Origin of the sequence: Pseudomonas sp. BIOMIG1BAC (genome assembly GCF_001705995.2) — a bacterium.
In the GTDB taxonomy this organism is placed as follows: Bacteria; Pseudomonadota; Gammaproteobacteria; order Pseudomonadales; family Pseudomonadaceae; genus Aquipseudomonas; species Aquipseudomonas sessilinigenes.
The window spans coordinates 5,960,321-5,976,083 of sequence record NZ_CP049045.1 but is presented as its reverse complement, the minus strand read 5'-3'; the positions used below and the strand labels follow the sequence as shown (position 1 = coordinate 5,976,083).

Sequence of the window (15,763 nt, the reverse complement as noted above, 5' to 3'; positions counted from 1 at the left end):
CCGTCAACTACTCTGGCCGGGATTTCCTTTGGGAAGTGTTCCGGCGTCCAATACAAGGAAGTTTCCATGTTCAATGGACTGATGCGTTGGCTGTTTGGTGGCCTGTTGGTTTCGCTTCTGGGGGCGACTGCCCAGGCCTCCTCATCCAGGCAGATTCTTGTCGGCACCTTGGGCAAGATGCCAATCGTGATGGAAATCAGCACCAGTGATCCGCACAAGGTCACGGGGCGTTATTTCTACCAGAAGTACCACCATGACCTGCCCCTGGCGGGCTCGCTCGAAGAGCAGTCGCTGCAGTTGAGTGAAGGTCGGGAGAGTTATGCCGAGGATGCATCACCCCAGGCAGCTTTCCAGTTACAGCGAACTGCCGAAGGCTGGCAGGGCCAGTGGCAAGGGGCCAATGGCAAGACCCTGGAGGTCCGGCTGGCACCGGCCAGTGCGCAGGAACCCAAGCCGGGCACATTGCCGTACCTTGCGAAGTTGTACCGGGAGGACCTGTATGAGTACCTGCGTCTGCAAGGCCTGACGCTTAAGCAGGGCAAGCAGCAGGACTTCATGGGCTACACGCTGCAATGGTGGAGCGAACCCTCATCGAACCTCTCGATGTTCAAGGTGATAGCCGGCTATCCGCAAGACCGGCAAGAGCAGCTCAACCAGTTGCTGATGGAGCGTTTGTGGCGTGAGGTGGGGGGCTACCACGAGTGCATGCTGGAGGCTGGCAAGGGGGGCGAGTTCATACAGAGCGTCAAGCCGCGGTTTTTCTCCTCGGCCGTGCTCAGTGTCAGCATCGCTACCAGTTACACCTGTGGCGGTGCCCATCCGGACTTTGGCGATTCCCCCTTGAACATCGACGTGAACAGTGGCCGCGACCTGTCCCTGACGGATGTGTTGTGGGTTGGAAAAGGGCAGCCCTTGAAGCAATCCGAGCATGGCGCCCTGTATGAGTACAACACGCAGCAGCTGGCACCCTGGCTGGTCGAACAGTTCACGGCCCTGCATCCTCGTGAAATGCGCGAGCCAGCCAGCGAGGACGAAGGCTGTAACTACAGTGACACCGGTGTCTGGGGCGATAACAGTTGGTACTTCACACCCAGGGGCCTGTTCATCAGCGCTCACTTCCCCCGGGTAGAGCGGGCTTGCGACGGGCCGCAGTGGGCCGTGTTGCCGTACTCGGTAGTCAGGAAACACCCTGGCGCGGTGGCGGTGGAGTTGCCCAAACGCTGAAAGCCGCGGGGTTACTTCGCCTCCACGCCCGCAGCCTCGCGGATTATGAAGTGATCCAGGTTCTCTATATCGGCGCTGAAAACCCCGAAGCTCGCTTCGGGGTTTTTCTTGCTCGGCACTTGCTTGAAGGCCGGGGTCACACCATAGAAGAAACAGTACAACTCGCGCTGGTTATCGATGGCGAGCTTGATCTCTTCGAGGAAGGCTTTGTGCTTGCGATAGTTGTCGATCAGTTTCTTGCTCAGGTAAACGTTGACTGAATATGGCTTCTTCCTGGCTTCGCCTTCTGCCTTGAACCAGACCTTCTGCTCGAAGTCGATGCGAAAGCTTTGGGTGTAGTCCTTGATCTGCTTGATCTTGCCCCAGTAGATCAGTCCCTTGTTGTCCTGCAGGTACTCGATCTTCTTGAAGAACGAGGCATAAGAGGCGGTGTGTTCGCCGATCTTCAGCGGCATGCGCTTGAGCAGGTCCTTGTCGTCGATATTCGATACGAAACATTCCACGGGATGAGCAAAGATGCTGGTTGTGTCTGGGGTGTCTCGCCGCTCGGGATGGGGGCGAAAAGCCTGGATTGGAGCGATTGGTCGGTTTTCGTCGGGGGTGTTTGTCGAGGTTGTCGATGGCGTTGGTTTACGCACGTATTCGCGGCGAGTCAGCAGTAGTTCCGAAGGAAAATGCTCCTCACGATCGTTCTCGGCCTGTAGACCGTCTATGTTGCCGCCGGTTTTGCTGGCGCCGTAGGGGCAGCCCTCCATGTGCCGGGTCGTGGTCAGGTTCTTGAAGTGCGGTGTGCGAATGTAATTGACGTTCTTGGCATTGAAGGTACCCAGTTCATTACTGGCTTCGAACATCATGCGACATATGTCGTTGGGGCACTGGAAGTGCTCCTTGGCGGAGTCGAAGTCCACGGTCTCATCGAAATTCAGGTCCCGTACGTCATAGATCGACAACTTGTCGTCGAGGCTGATGCAATAGGCGACATCGAATTTCATGGGGCTTGGGTCCTTGAGCGATGGAGAGGATTTTATAGCGGCAAGGCTCGCAGACTGCATCCATTGTTTGTTCTTTGCCAGTTGTCTCCTGTGTAGTTGTCATGGCAGGAGCCGTCGTAGCTATCGGGATGTATCGGGTGTTCGAGCCCAATAAAAAGCCCTGACCAGGTCAGGGCTTTTTCATTCATTCGCCGGCCCTATATCCGGGCCAGGGGGTCAGGCTCGCTGCCCGAATCAGTCCCAGCTCAGTGCACCACCGGTCTGGTATTCGATTACACGGGTCTCGAAGAAATTCTTCTCTTTCTTCAAGTCCATGATTTCGCTCATCCATGGGAATGGGTTGGTGGTGCCTGGGTATTCTTCCTTCAGGCCGATCTGCGACAGGCGGCGGTTGGCGATGAACTTGAGGTAGTCCTCCATCATCGCGGCGTTCATGCCCAATACACCACGTGGCATGGTATCGCGAGCGTACTCGATCTCCAGCTGGGTGCCCTGGAGGATCATCTGGGTGGCCTCTTCCTTCATTTCGGCATCCCACAGGTGCGGGTTTTCGATCTTGATCTGGTTGATCACGTCGATACCGAAGTTCAGGTGCATGGATTCGTCACGCAAGATGTACTGGAACTGCTCGGCAACGCCGGTCATCTTGTTGCGACGACCCATGGACAGGATCTGGGTGAAGCCGCAATAGAAGAAGATACCTTCCAGTACGCAGTAGTAGGCGATCAGGTTGCGCAGCAGTTCCTTGTCGGTCTCGACGGTACCGGTGTTGAATTCCGGGTCAGAGATCGCGCGGGTATAACGCAGGCCCCAGGCGGCTTTTTTCGCTACCGATGGGATCTCGTGGTACATGTTGAAGATCTCGCCTTCATCCATGCCCAGGGATTCGATGCAGTACTGGTAGGCGTGAGTGTGGATCGCTTCCTCGAAGGCCTGGCGCAGGATGTACTGGCGGCATTCCGGGTTGGTGATCAGGCGATATACAGCCAGGGCCAGGTTGTTGGCGACCAGGGAGTCGGCAGTGGAGAAGAAGCCCAGGTTGCGCATGACGATGCGACGCTCGTCGTCGGTCAGGCCTTCGACGCTCTTCCACAGGGCGATATCCGCGGTCATGTTGACCTCTTGCGGCATCCAGTGGTTGGCGCAGCCGTCCAGGTATTTCTGCCAGGCCCAGTCGTACTTGAATGGCACCAGTTGGTTGAGGTCGGCACGGCAGTTGATCATGCGCTTTTCATCAACGGCGATGCGAGCGGAAGAGCCTTCCAGCTCGGCCAGGCCTTCAGCGATGTCCAGTTCATCCAGAGCTGCCTTGGCACGGATCACGGCAGCCGAGTCGGCGCTAGTCACGGCACGAGCTTCGAGAGCTGCGGCACCACCAGCGCTGTCGAGACGGTCCATGGTGGCTTCAGAAGCCTGGCCACCGGCATTGCTGCCCTTGACCGTGGTTTCGCTTTCTTCTTTGTCGAATTCGTCCCAGCTCAGCATGACGTGTCGTCTCCTGCTTGAGGGCCAGATGCCCGTGTGAAAATGAATAAAGTTGGCTTTTCACACGGCGCTACCGGCCGCGTTAAATCATAAGAAATCGTTTGTTGCAGCAGTGACGCAGGCAATAAACAGAAATTCGTCTGCGGGTGCCTCGAGGCTGCTGGCCGGTGGAGCTGGGTGTTTCAGCTCCGGCGTGCGATGCAGCAGGTCGTTTTCCATCCGGTAAGGGAATGTTGCAGTCCCGTTTTGAGGACGCATTATAAGGATTTTTTCAGGGGCGTGGGGTGACCGATGGGCGCAGGCGGGCCCAAGAAAGGCGATGAAGAAGGGCAGAGCACGGGTTTACAAGGCTTTGCTCGTTGAAGATTTTTTTTGTGGTCGATGAGAAATGGCTTTTTTTGATCAATAAATGATCAAATTTACTAGATGTTGTGTTTTTGAAAGCCTTTTCAAGGTTTTTGACACAACTCAATATCTTCGCTCGTACGCTTCGAGAAGCTCCCTGGAAGGAGGCCAAGCGCCATCAGCCAGGGGCGTGGCGGAGCTCTCCAGGTGGAGGGCGCCAATGGCTTGCGCTCTGATTTGAATCTTTGGGGTAATGCATGCGATGGCCGTGGTCGCATGCCGTGGGGTGATGCTCGGTACTCCCTCGGGTAGGGGCTGGCATCCATGCCGCAAGACGGATTTCTTGCGGCCGGCAGTCATCAAGGTGTGTGCAATGAACTCGGCGATTAGCCGTTAGAGCAACCGTTGCCCATAACTCGGTATTGAAGAATATGCCGCTGGCCTTTGGAGTCTTCATATTCCATGCGAGCTGGTACAACTTCACATACTTCTGGAACTTCGCTCATGGAAATAACTTTGGCGATGTCCAAGTCAGTGGAGTAACTATATTCCTCTACCGGTACTTGCTGGTTGGCGACATCAGTCGGGATCTCACCAGCCATCGCGGTAGCGCACAGACTGCTGAGGGCCAGAACTAATAAAGCTTTCATTTGCGTTTTACCTATCTAAGGTCGTGTGGGGTCGCGCAGCCCTTTTGAGGCTGCGTGTGGAACTTGAGTAGAAGTTTGATTAACTGCCTTCGTGGGGGCTGTAACTTGGTTAATCAGTTGCCTGTTTGGCGAGGCTGATTTTAGGCGTGGGGGCGCCCCTCATATAGGCGTACTTTTGATAAACACCTTTGACAGTTTTTGTAACAATCGCTGAAAAAGCCCTCTATCAAGGCCTTCTCAAACATTTTTGCAGGTGGTGAATTTGGCTGTAGGCCCTGTTCTTGAGGGGTTCTGGTAAATGTCGAGGTATTTCGCAGGGGGTTGTTACTACCATCGTCGAATGGTTCTATAGGCCTCCCCCGGCTACAACGGGGTCATACAAAAACAACTATGTCACCGAGGTAAGAAAGATGAGTGCGGCTTCTGTGTATCCCGTTCGTCCCGAGGTTTTGGCCAATACGCTGACTGACGAGGCGACCTACAAGGCCATGTACCAGCAGTCGGTCGTGAACCCGGATGGGTTCTGGCGTGAACAGGGCAAGCGCCTCGACTGGATCAAGCCTTTTACCACGGTGAAGCAGACTTCCTTCGACGATCATCATGTCGATATCAAATGGTTTGCCGACGGCACCCTGAACGTCTCCTACAACTGCCTGGATCGCCACCTGGCCGAGCGTGGCGATCAAGTAGCAATCATTTGGGAGGGCGACGATCCTTCCGAAAGCCGCAACATTACCTACCGCGAACTGCATGAGGCCGTCTGCAAGTTCGCCAACGCCCTGCGTGGCCAGGACGTGCACCGTGGCGATGTGGTGACTATCTACATGCCAATGATTCCCGAGGCGGTGGTGGCCATGCTGGCCTGCGCGCGCATCGGGGCCATCCATTCGGTGGTGTTCGGTGGCTTCTCGCCAGAGGCCTTGGCTGGCCGCATCATCGACTGCCGTTCGAAAGTGGTGATCACTGCCGACGAAGGCATTCGTGCCGGGAAGAAGATCCCGCTCAAGGCCAACGTCGACGATGCCCTGACCAACCCGGAAACCAGCAGCATCCAAAAGGTCATCGTGTGCAAGCGCACCGGTGGCGACATCAAATGGAACCAGCATCGCGACATCTGGTACGAAGACCTGATGAAGGTCGCAGGCAGTGTCTGCGCGCCGAAGGAAATGGGTGCCGAAGAGGCCCTGTTCATCCTCTATACCTCCGGATCCACCGGCAAGCCCAAGGGTGTGCAGCACACCACCGGTGGTTACCTGTTGTATGCATCGCTGACCCATGAGCGAGTGTTCGACTACCGTCCGGGCGAGATCTACTGGTGCACCGCCGACGTGGGCTGGGTGACTGGCCACACCTATATCGTCTACGGTCCCCTGGCCAATGGCGCTACAACCTTGCTCTTCGAAGGCGTGCCGAACTATCCGGACGTGACCCGTGTGGCGAAGATCGTCGACAAGCACAAGGTCAATATCCTCTACACCGCACCAACTGCGATCCGCGCCATGATGGCCTCGGGCACTGCGGCCTGCGAAGGTGCCGATGGCAGCAGCCTGCGCTTGTTGGGATCGGTGGGCGAGCCGATCAACCCGGAAGCCTGGGACTGGTACTACAAGAACGTCGGCCAGTCTCGCTGCCCGATCGTCGATACCTGGTGGCAGACTGAGACCGGTGCCACCCTGATGAGCCCGCTGCCTGGCGCCCATGCCCTGAAGCCGGGCTCCGCTGCACGGCCGTTCTTCGGCGTGGTGCCAGCCCTGGTGGACAACCTGGGTAACATCATCGAGGGGGCTGCCGAGGGTAACCTGGTGATTCTCGACTCGTGGCCAGGTCAGGCGCGGACCCTGTACCGTGACCACGATCGCTTCGTCGATACTTACTTCAAGACCTTCCGTGGCATGTACTTCACCGGTGACGGTGCTCGTCGCGACGAGGATGGTTACTGGTGGATCACAGGGCGTGTGGATGACGTACTCAATGTCTCCGGGCACCGCATGGGCACCGCCGAGATCGAGAGCGCCATGGTTGCTCACCCGAAAGTCGCCGAGGCAGCGGTCGTGGGAGTGCCGCACGACATCAAGGGGCAGGGCATTTATGTCTATGTCACCCTCAACGGTGGTGAGGAGCCGAGCGAAGCCCTGCGTATGGAGTTGAAGAACTGGGTGCGCAAGGAGATCGGTCCGATCGCTTCGCCAGATGTCATCCAGTGGGCTCCAGGCCTGCCGAAGACTCGTTCCGGGAAGATCATGCGGCGGATCCTGCGCAAGATCGCTACTGCGGAGTACGACGGCCTGGGCGATATCTCCACCCTGGCTGATCCCGGTGTCGTGCAGCACTTGATCGATACCCACAAGACCATGAACGTCGCCTAAGACGAGCCTTGCGTCATCCAGCCCCGCCCGGTCTTGCCGGGCGGGGCTTTTTCATGGCTGCGCGCAGGGTTTGTCGTTGTGCCTGGCCCGGGCCGGAAGGGGCAGGCTATTGCAGGGCTTTGGGAGTGCCTTTCTTGAGCGGCTGATTGCGCTGGATGAGGCTGTCGAGGGCTTGAATAAATATCGGCTGCCCATCAGTCGTATCTGAATGTTACCGGCGCTACCGAGGGTGTAACCTCACGACCGATTTCGGGGCGATGGGAAACGCCAGGCCCTGTTTTAAGGCGTTCTATATCCCTTCAAAAAATAAGGCATCACGCTGCGCTTGCCGGAATAGAAGGCTTTGCCAATAATAGGCCCGCAATTTGCAACGTAGATTGGTTCACTGTCTTTTGCTCTTGCATAAACCTGAAGAGCTGTCAATATGCCGCTCCGGTATTCTCGATGCTTCTGTAATTTGTTGTCGCATTGAGGAAATATCGGCTTCCGGCCTGTCGTTAGAATGCCGGTCACTCGCTCGTCGTTGCCTGTGTGTGAATCCTTTTTAGGGCCTCCCAGGACGCAGCACCGCTATTGAGGTTCCACCCATTCGCATATTGGGCTGTCGCTCACTCTGCCGTTTTTGCCCTTTACCGATGGAGTCCTAAGAATGAAGAAACTCGTGCTTCTTGGCGCCCTGGCACTGTCCGTGTTTTCGCTGTCGAGCATTGCCGACGAAAAGCCCCTGAAAATTGGTATTGAGGCGGCTTACCCTCCATTTGCCTCCAAGGCTCCGGATGGCAGCATCGTCGGTTTCGATTACGACATCGGCAATGCCCTGTGCGAGCAGATGAAGGTCAAGTGCGTCTGGGTCGAACAAGAGTTCGATGGCCTGATCCCTGCGCTGAAAGTGCGCAAGATCGACGCGATCCTCTCGTCCATGTCGATCACCGATGATCGCAAGAAGTCCGTGGACTTCACCAATAAGTACTACAACACGCCTGCACGCCTGGTCATGAAGGCCGGTACCCAGGTCAGCGACGGCATGTCCGAGCTCAAGGGCAAGAACATCGGCGTGCAGCGCGGTTCGATCCATGAGCGTTTCGCTCGTGAAGTCCTGGCTCCCCTGGGCGCACAGATCAAGCCTTACGGCTCGCAGAACGAAATCTACCTGGATGTAGCGGCCGGTCGCCTCGACGGCACCGTGGCGGACGCTACCCTGTTGAACGACGGCTTCTTGAAGACTGACTCCGGCAAGGGCTTTGCCTTCGTTGGCCCAGCCTTCACCGACGTCAAGTACTTCGGTGACGGCGTAGGGATCGCCGTACGCAAGGGTGACAAGGCTGATCTGGACAAGATCAATGCCGCCATTGCAGCCATTCGCGAGAACGGCAAGTACAAGGAAATCCAGGACAAATACTTCGACTTCGACATCTACGGCAAATAAGCCGTCGAATTCGTCAGTCCGAGATGGCGCAAGCAGCAGAATCTCTGAGGTTTGCGCCATTTTTTCATCCCAACTTTCGAGGACCTGAATCATGTTGAAAGGCTACGGGGCTGTCATCCTCGATGGCGCTTGGCTGACGCTTCAGCTCGCCTTGTCGTCCATGGCCCTGGCCATTGTTCTGGGTCTGATCGGGGTCGCCCTGCGACTCTCGCCGGTACGCTGGCTGGCCTGGCTGGGCGACCTGTATTCCACGGTGATCCGTGGCATTCCCGACCTGGTACTGATCCTGCTGATCTTCTACGGCGGCCAGGATCTGCTCAATCGCGTGGCTCCGCTGCTGGGTTTCGACGAGTACATCGACCTCAATCCGCTGGCCGCCGGTATTGGCACGCTTGGTTTCATCTTCGGGGCCTACCTGTCGGAGACCTTTCGTGGTGCCTTCATGGCGATTCCCAAGGGGCAGGCAGAAGCAGGCATGGCCTATGGCATGAGCAGTCCCCAGGTATTCTTCCGGGTGATGGTGCCGCAGATGATCCGCCTGGCGATTCCCGGCTTCACCAACAACTGGCTGGTGCTGACCAAGGCTACCGCGCTGATTTCCGTGGTGGGCCTGCAGGACATGATGTTCAAGGCCAAGCAGGCGGCAGATGCCACTCGCGAGCCTTTCACCTTCTTCCTTGCAGTGGCGGCCATGTACCTGGTGATCACCAGTGTCTCGTTGCTGGCATTGCGTCACCTTGAGAAGCGCTACTCGGTAGGCGTAAAGGCGGCTGATCTATGATCTTCGACTACAACGTCATCTATGATGCCTTGCCGCTGTACTTCAGCGGCCTGCTGACCACCCTGAAGTTGCTGGCGCTGTCGCTGTTCTTCGGCTTGCTGGTGGCTCTGCCTCTGGGCTTGATGCGTGTATCCAAGCAGCCGTTGGTGAACATGACGGCCTGGCTCTACACCTATGTGATCCGCGGCACCCCGATGCTGGTGCAGTTGTTCCTGATCTATTACGGCCTGGCCCAGTTCGAGGTCGTGCGTGAGAGCTTCCTTTGGCCCTGGCTGTCCAGCGCGACCTTCTGTGCCTGCCTGGCTTTCGCCGTCAATACCAGTGCCTATACCGCGGAAATCATCGCTGGCAGCCTCAAGGCCACGCCCCATGGCGAGATCGAGGCGGCCAAGGCCGTGGGCATGTCGCGCTACAAGATGTATCGCCGCATCCTCCTGCCGTCGGCCCTGCGCCGGGCGCTGCCGCAGTACAGCAACGAAGTGATCATGATGCTGCAGACCACCAGCCTGGCTTCCATCGTCACCCTGATCGATATCACCGGTGCGGCACGTACGGTCAATGCGCAGTACTACCTGCCATTCGAGGCCTATATCACCGCCGGTGTGTTCTACCTGTGCCTGACCTTTATCCTGGTGCGCCTGTTCAAGCTGGCCGAAGGCCGCTGGCTGCGCTACCTGGCGCCACGGAAGCACTGATATGGAACGTATCGACCATCCATTGCCCTGGAGCCACCTGGGCAGCGAGCGCAGCATCTCGGTGTTCCGTTTCGGCAGTGGCGAGCGCAAGGCCTATATCCAGGCCAGCCTGCACGCAGACGAACTGCCTGGCATGCGGACCGCCTGGGAGCTGAAGAAGCGCCTGGCCGAGCTGGAAGCCCAGGGGGCCCTCAAGGGCGTCATCGAACTGGTGCCGGTGGCCAATCCCCTGGGGCTTGGGCAGTTGCTGCAAGGCAATCACCAGGGGCGCTTCGAGGCCGGTAGCGGCAAGAATTTCAATCGCGATTTCGTCGAGCTCAGCGAGCCTGTGGCTCAGCGCCTGCAAGGGCGCCTGGGTGACGATGCCCACGCCAACGTGCAACTGATCCGCCAGGCCATGGCTGATGTGCTGGCCGAATTGCCGCCGGCTGCCAGCCAGTTGCAGGGCATGCAGCGGGTGTTGCTGGCGCATGCCTGCACCGCCGACGTGGTACTGGATCTGCATTGCGATGCCGAGGCGGCGCTGCACATGTATGCCTTGCCGCAGCATTGGCCGCAATGGCGTTCCTTGGCGGCTCACCTGGATGTACGGGTCGGCCTGTTGGCCGAGGATTCCGGTGGCAGTTCGTTCGACGAAGCCTGTTCGCTGCCCTGGCTGCGCCTGTCGCGGCAGTTCCCCGAAGCACAGATTCCCCTGGCGTGCCTGGCGACTACGCTTGAGCTGGGTGGCCAGGCCGATACTGGGCGTCCCCAGGCCGAGGCGCATGCCGAGGGTATCCTGGCGTTCCTCGCCGAGCAGGGGCTGATTGCCGGGCAGTGGCCGGCGCCAGCGCGTGAAGCCTGCGAGGGCATGCCCTTCGAAGGCACTGAATTACTGTATGCGCCGCATCCTGGCGTGGTGAGTTTCCTGCGTCCGGCTGGTAGCTGGGTGGAAGTGGGCGAGCCGATTTTCGAAGTGATTGATCCTCTATCCGATCGGGTCAGCACGGTATGTGCTGGCACCAGCGGCGTGCTATTCGCCGTTGAGCGGCTGCGTTATGCCCAACCCGGTTTCTGGCTGGCCAAGGTGGCGGGGCGCGAAGCGCTGCGTCACGGGCGCTTGCTCAACGACTGACTGTTTTTGTGAGAACCGACCGCATGTACAAACTTGAAGTCCAAGACCTGCATAAGCGCTATGGCAGTCATGAAGTGCTCAAGGGTGTGTCCCTGAAGGCCGCGGCTGGCGATGTGATCAGCATCATCGGCTCCAGTGGCTCGGGCAAGAGTACCTTTTTGCGCTGCATCAACCTGCTGGAGCAACCCCACGCCGGGAAGATCCTGCTGAACAATGAAGAGCTGAAGCTGGTGGCCAACAAGGACGGCGCCCTCAAGGCCGCTGACCCCAAGCAGTTGCAGCGCATGCGCTCGCGCCTGTCGATGGTGTTCCAGCACTTCAACCTGTGGTCGCACATGACCGCCATCGAGAACATCATGGAAGCCCCGGTGCATGTATTGGGCGTATCCAAGGCCGAGGCTCGCGAGAAGGCTGAGCATTACCTGGCCAAGGTCGGTGTGGCGCATCGCAAGGATGCCTACCCGGGGCACATGTCCGGTGGCGAGCAGCAGCGCGTGGCGATCGCCCGGGCCCTGGCCATGGAGCCTGAGGTCATGCTGTTCGACGAGCCAACCTCGGCCCTGGACCCGGAGCTGGTGGGCGACGTACTGAAGGTCATGCAGTCCCTGGCCCAGGAAGGCCGGACCATGGTGGTGGTGACCCACGAGATGGGTTTTGCCCGCGAGGTCTCCAATCAACTGGTGTTCCTGCACAAGGGGTTGGTGGAAGAGAGCGGCAATCCGCGGGAAGTGCTGGTGAATCCGCAATCAGAACGTTTGCAACAATTCCTCTCCGGCAGTCTCAAGTAATAGCTGCCGTAATGCACCAAATTAGGTCATGCTGAGCGCCCTGCGCCAGATGGTCTAACTTGGTGCAGCCGCCCTTGGTTTCCTACCCTGTTTTCGTTTCGGATTGCCCGCCATGACTGCCCATCGAATTGGTTTCCTGATTTGGCCCAGCACTAAAGCCTTGACGCTGGCGCTGGCCGAGGAGGCTTTGCGCGTCGCCCAGCGGGTTCATCCGGACGTGATCTATGAGCTGGCCTTTCTCCAGGCCGAGGCTCCTGCGCAAGGTGCCTGGCAACTGCCGGGCGAGCCTTGGGCGGGCAAGCTTGAAGGGTGCCAGAAACTGTTCCTGCTGGCGGACGAGCCGCCGGCGCCCATGAGCCCGGCACTGGGTACCGCGCTCAAGCAGTTGGTGCGCTCCGGTTGTGTGGTGGGCGGATTGTCCGCAGGCGTTTATCCGCTGGCCCAATTGGGCCTGCTCGATGGTTATCGGGCAGCGGTGCACTGGCGCTGGCAGGATGATTTTGCCGAGCGTTTTCCCAAGGTTATCGCCACCAGCCACTTGTTCGATTGGGATCGTGATCGGTTGACCGCCTGTGGCGGCATGTCGGTGTTGGACTTGCTGCTGGCGGTGCTGGCGCGTGACCACGGCGCCGAGCTGGCTGGGGCAGTATCCGAGGAACTGGTGGTCGAACGTATTCGCGAAGGTGGCGAGCGCCAGCGCATTCCGCTGCAGAACCGCCTGGGCTCCAGCCATCCGAAGCTGACTCAGGCGGTATTGCTGATGGAGGCCAATATCGAGGAGCCGCTGACCACTGACGAGATCGCCCAACACGTCTGCGTATCTCGTCGCCAGCTGGAGCGGATCTTCAAACAGTACCTGAACCGTGTGCCGAGCCAGTACTACCTGGAGCTGCGGCTGAACAAGGCACGGCAGATGCTGATGCAGACCAGCAAGTCGATCATCCAGATCGGCCTGTCCTGCGGTTTCTCCTCCGGGCCGCACTTCTCCAGCGCCTACCGCAATTTCTTTGGCGCCACCCCGCGTGAAGACCGTAACCAGCGGCGTAGCAGCAGCCCCTTCGAACTCTCCTCCGTACCCGCCGAGCGCGGCTGATCCGCTCCCTTCCAGCTCGGTGCCTGGTGTAGCCGCTGCTGAAGGTCGTGCATGGCTTGTGCGGGTCGCCAGGGGTATCTGAGCGCTACTGGCGCTTGGCGTTGTCAGCCTTGCGAACGTTGTGCGCCCGGCGGCTAAAAAGAGGCGTGAGCGGCGTTACCGGCCAAGCGGATAATTAGCCCGGCAAACCTGCCGTTCAGGCGCCACGCAGTTTAAACTGCGCCTTTGCGACGCTATTTGTCGCATTGCCATAAACCCACGAAAAACCGGGGTTGGCGCTATAAGAAGTTGTCGCTTGGCGACAAGGCCGGGCACAAAACTGTCCTTACAATCCCTCCATCGCTCGCCAGTTCCAGGCGGGTGTTCCTCTTCAGGAGACTCCGATGTCCGTTGAGCAAGCTCCGGTGCAACGCGCCGATTTCGACCAGGTGATGGTTCCCAACTACGCACCTGCGGCTTTCATTCCTGTGCGCGGCGCGGGGTCTCGAGTCTGGGACCAGACGGGACGGGAGCTGATCGACTTCGCCGGCGGCATCGCGGTCAACGTGCTGGGCCATGCCCATCCGGCCCTGGTGGGCGCCCTGACCGAGCAGGCGAACAAGCTGTGGCATGTCTCCAACGTATTCACCAATGAGCCGGCCTTGCGCCTGGCCCACAAGCTGATCGACGCCACCTTCGCCGAGCGTGCATTCTTCTGTAACTCCGGCGCGGAGGCCAACGAGGCCGCTTTCAAGCTGGCCCGTCGCGTGGCCCATGATCGATTCGGTGCCGAGAAGTACGAAATCATCGCAGCGCTCAACAGCTTCCACGGTCGCACCCTGTTCACCGTCAACGTTGGTGGCCAGTCCAAGTATTCCGATGGCTTCGGTCCGAAGATCACCGGCATCACCCATGTGCCATACAACGACCTGGCCGCGCTGAAAGCCGCGATCTCCGACAAGACCTGCGCCGTGGTGCTGGAGCCGATCCAGGGTGAGGGCGGCGTGTTGCCGGCCGAGCTGGCCTACCTGCAAGGTGCCCGTGAGCTGTGCGACCAGCACAACGCGCTGCTGGTGTTCGACGAAGTGCAGACCGGCATGGGCCGCTGCGGCGAGCTGTTCGCCTACCAGCATTACGGCGTCACCCCGGACATCCTCACCAGCGCCAAGAGCCTGGGTGGCGGCTTCCCGATCGCGGCGATGCTGACCACCGAAGAGCTGGCCAAGCACCTGGTAGTCGGTACCCACGGCACTACCTACGGCGGCAACCCGCTGGCCTGTGCAGTGGCTGGGGCGGTGATGGACGTGATCAACACCCCCGAAGTGCTCAATGGCGTCAAGGCCAAGCACGATCGCTTCAAGACTCGTCTGTCGCAGATCGGCGCCAAGTACGGCCTGTTCACGGAAATCCGTGGCCTGGGCCTGCTGCTCGGTTGCGTACTTAGCGACGCCTGGAAGGGCAAGGCCAAGGACGTGTTCAACGCCGCTGAGAAAGAAGGCTTGATGATTCTGCAAGCCGGTCCGGACGTGGTGCGTTTCGCCCCGAGCCTGGTGGTCGAGGATGCCGATATCGACCAGGGCCTGGATCGCTTCGAGCGCGCCGTGGCGAAACTGACCCAAGCCTGATCCAGGCGGTGGTATTTCTCGGCGCCGGTGTTTTTTCCTGGCGTCGAGCACTAATTCCTGTGCCGGGCTATCCCGGCATTTTTTTCCCTGAGTCGGACGGTTTCCGACCTGTTTTAGAGTAAGGAGTGACACCATGCTGGTGATGCGCCCCGCGCAAATGGCCGATCTGGGCGAGGTACAGCGTCTGGCTGCAGACAGCCCGATTGGTGTCACCTCCTTGCCGGACGATGTGGAGCGCCTGCGCGACAAGATCGCCGCGAGCGAGGCTTCGTTCGCCGCGGAAGTGAGCTTCAACGGTGAAGAGAGCTACTTCTTCGTCCTCGAGGACAGCGAAAGCGGCAAGCTGGTGGGATGCTCGGCCATCGTCGCCTCGGCGGGCTACTCCGAGCCGTTCTACAGCTTTCGCAACGAAACCTTCGTCCATGCGTCCCGCGAGCTGAAGATCCACAACAAGATCCATGTCCTGTCCCAGTGCCATGACCTGACCGGCAACAGCCTGCTGACCAGCTTCTATGTGGTCCGCGACCTGGTGGGCACGCCCTGGGCCGAGCTCAACTCCCGTGGCCGCCTGCTGTTCGTGGCCAACCACCCGGAACGCTTCGCCGATTCGGTGGTGACCGAGATCGTTGGCTACAGCGACGAAAATGGCGACTCGCCGTTCTGGGATGCCATCGGACGCAACTTCTTCGATCTCAACTATGCCGAGGCCGAGCGCCTGTGCGGCCTCAAGAGCCGGACTTTCCTGGCCGAGCTGATGCCGCATTATCCGATCTACGTGCCGTTGCTGCCGGACGCCGCCCAGGAAGCCATGGGCCAGGTGCATCCGCGGGCGCAGATCACCTTCGACATCCTGATGCGCGAAGGTTTCGAGACCGATCACTACATCGATATTTTCGACGGCGGCCCGACCCTGCATGCGCGGGTTTCCGGGATCCGTTCGATTGCCCAGAGCCGCGTGGTGCCGGTCAGGATCGGCGAAGCGCTCAAGGGCGGCGGTCGCCAGTACCTGGTTTCCAACGGCCAGTTGCAGGACTACCGCGCGGTGCTGCTGGAGCTGGACTACGCGCCGGGCAAGCCAGTGACCCTGGATCTGCAAGCAGCCGAGGCCCTGGGCGTCGGTGAAGGTGCCAGCGTGCGCCTGGTGGCGGTTTAACGGCGGCTTCCACGACCTGGAAAGCCTGTCTGCAAAGCAGCGAGTTT

Annotated in this window: 13 protein-coding genes; 10 read left to right on the top strand and 3 right to left on the bottom strand. The window is 59.3% G+C overall.

Annotation, left to right across the window (positions count from 1 at the left end):
- The first annotated feature begins 66 nt into the window (after positions 1-66).
- The gene (locus ATY02_RS27580) at positions 67-1,224 is read left to right on the top strand and encodes a hypothetical protein (protein WP_068579431.1); all 1,158 of its coding nucleotides are present in this window, start codon (positions 67-69) and stop codon (positions 1,222-1,224) included.
- Between the two features lie 11 nt (positions 1,225-1,235).
- Here ATY02_RS27580 and ATY02_RS27575 read toward each other — a convergent pair whose 3' ends face one another.
- The 3 genes from ATY02_RS27575 to ATY02_RS27565 all read right to left on the bottom strand — a co-directional run bounded on the left by ATY02_RS27575 (position 1,236) and on the right by ATY02_RS27565 (position 4,696).
- Complete coding sequence (locus tag ATY02_RS27575; protein ID WP_068579429.1) at positions 1,236-2,216, bottom strand: hypothetical protein; 981 nt, start codon at positions 2,214-2,216, stop codon at positions 1,236-1,238.
- A 234-nt stretch (positions 2,217-2,450) separates the two neighbouring features.
- Positions 2,451-3,701 (bottom strand): ribonucleotide-diphosphate reductase subunit beta, encoded by a 1,251-nt coding sequence (locus tag ATY02_RS27570; RefSeq protein ID WP_068579426.1) that lies wholly within the window; start codon positions 3,699-3,701, stop codon positions 2,451-2,453.
- Between the two features lie 731 nt (positions 3,702-4,432).
- Positions 4,433-4,696, bottom strand: a complete 264-nt coding sequence (locus ATY02_RS27565; RefSeq protein ID WP_083235997.1) for a DUF2790 domain-containing protein — start codon at positions 4,694-4,696, stop codon at positions 4,433-4,435.
- Positions 4,697-5,106: 410 nt separating this feature from the next.
- Here ATY02_RS27565 and acs point away from each other — a divergent pair, with 410 nt between their 5' ends.
- From acs to aruF, 9 genes are all read left to right on the top strand, one after another.
- Positions 5,107-7,062: an acetate--CoA ligase gene (gene acs, locus ATY02_RS27560; protein ID WP_068579418.1), complete on the top strand. Its 1,956-nt coding sequence runs from the start codon at positions 5,107-5,109 to the stop codon at positions 7,060-7,062.
- A 649-nt stretch (positions 7,063-7,711) separates the two neighbouring features.
- On the top strand, positions 7,712-8,488 hold the full coding sequence (locus ATY02_RS27555; protein WP_068579415.1) for an ABC transporter substrate-binding protein: 777 nt from the start codon (positions 7,712-7,714) through the stop codon (positions 8,486-8,488).
- 91 nt (positions 8,489-8,579) lie between these two features.
- Positions 8,580-9,269 (top strand): ABC transporter permease, encoded by a 690-nt coding sequence (locus tag ATY02_RS27550; RefSeq protein WP_068579412.1) that lies wholly within the window; start codon positions 8,580-8,582, stop codon positions 9,267-9,269.
- Positions 9,266-9,964: an ABC transporter permease gene (locus ATY02_RS27545; protein WP_068579409.1), complete on the top strand. Its 699-nt coding sequence runs from the start codon at positions 9,266-9,268 to the stop codon at positions 9,962-9,964. The genes ATY02_RS27550 and ATY02_RS27545 overlap by 4 nt, the downstream gene beginning before the upstream one ends.
- Position 9,965: 1 nt before the next feature.
- Positions 9,966-11,078, top strand: coding sequence for a succinylglutamate desuccinylase/aspartoacylase family protein (locus ATY02_RS27540; RefSeq protein ID WP_068579406.1), 1,113 nt, complete (start codon positions 9,966-9,968; stop codon positions 11,076-11,078).
- 23 nt (positions 11,079-11,101) lie between these two features.
- Positions 11,102-11,866, top strand: a complete 765-nt coding sequence (locus ATY02_RS27535) for an ABC transporter ATP-binding protein (RefSeq protein WP_068579404.1) — start codon at positions 11,102-11,104, stop codon at positions 11,864-11,866.
- A 112-nt stretch (positions 11,867-11,978) separates the two neighbouring features.
- Positions 11,979-12,959 (top strand): transcriptional regulator ArgR, encoded by a 981-nt coding sequence (argR, locus tag ATY02_RS27530; protein ID WP_068579401.1) that lies wholly within the window; start codon positions 11,979-11,981, stop codon positions 12,957-12,959.
- A 383-nt stretch (positions 12,960-13,342) separates the two neighbouring features.
- A complete protein-coding gene (locus ATY02_RS27525; RefSeq protein WP_068579398.1) occupies positions 13,343-14,563 on the top strand; it encodes an aspartate aminotransferase family protein in 1,221 nt (406 codons plus the stop codon).
- Positions 14,564-14,696: 133 nt separating this feature from the next.
- Complete coding sequence (aruF, locus tag ATY02_RS27520) at positions 14,697-15,716, top strand: arginine/ornithine succinyltransferase subunit alpha (protein WP_068579395.1); 1,020 nt, start codon at positions 14,697-14,699, stop codon at positions 15,714-15,716.
- Positions 15,717-15,763: the final 47 nt, after the last annotated feature.

Excerpts from the sequence above, each read along its gene's own strand:
- ATY02_RS27580 (WP_068579431.1), top strand. The coding sequence starts at position 67 with ATGTTCAATGGACTGATGCGTTGGCTGTTTGGTGGCCTGTTGGTTTCG.
- ATY02_RS27575 (WP_068579429.1), bottom strand. The coding sequence starts at position 2,216 with ATGAAATTCGATGTCGCCTATTGCATCAGCCTCGACGACAAGTTGTCG.
- ATY02_RS27570 (WP_068579426.1), bottom strand. The coding sequence starts at position 3,701 with ATGCTGAGCTGGGACGAATTCGACAAAGAAGAAAGCGAAACCACGGTC.
- ATY02_RS27565 (WP_083235997.1), bottom strand. The coding sequence starts at position 4,696 with ATGAAAGCTTTATTAGTTCTGGCCCTCAGCAGTCTGTGCGCTACCGCG.
- acs (WP_068579418.1), top strand. The coding sequence starts at position 5,107 with ATGAGTGCGGCTTCTGTGTATCCCGTTCGTCCCGAGGTTTTGGCCAAT.
- ATY02_RS27555 (WP_068579415.1), top strand. The coding sequence starts at position 7,712 with ATGAAGAAACTCGTGCTTCTTGGCGCCCTGGCACTGTCCGTGTTTTCG.
- ATY02_RS27550 (WP_068579412.1), top strand. The coding sequence starts at position 8,580 with ATGTTGAAAGGCTACGGGGCTGTCATCCTCGATGGCGCTTGGCTGACG.
- ATY02_RS27545 (WP_068579409.1), top strand. The coding sequence starts at position 9,266 with ATGATCTTCGACTACAACGTCATCTATGATGCCTTGCCGCTGTACTTC.
- ATY02_RS27540 (WP_068579406.1), top strand. The coding sequence starts at position 9,966 with ATGGAACGTATCGACCATCCATTGCCCTGGAGCCACCTGGGCAGCGAG.
- ATY02_RS27535 (WP_068579404.1), top strand. The coding sequence starts at position 11,102 with ATGTACAAACTTGAAGTCCAAGACCTGCATAAGCGCTATGGCAGTCAT.
- argR (WP_068579401.1), top strand. The coding sequence starts at position 11,979 with ATGACTGCCCATCGAATTGGTTTCCTGATTTGGCCCAGCACTAAAGCC.
- ATY02_RS27525 (WP_068579398.1), top strand. The coding sequence starts at position 13,343 with ATGTCCGTTGAGCAAGCTCCGGTGCAACGCGCCGATTTCGACCAGGTG.
- aruF (WP_068579395.1), top strand. The coding sequence starts at position 14,697 with ATGCTGGTGATGCGCCCCGCGCAAATGGCCGATCTGGGCGAGGTACAG.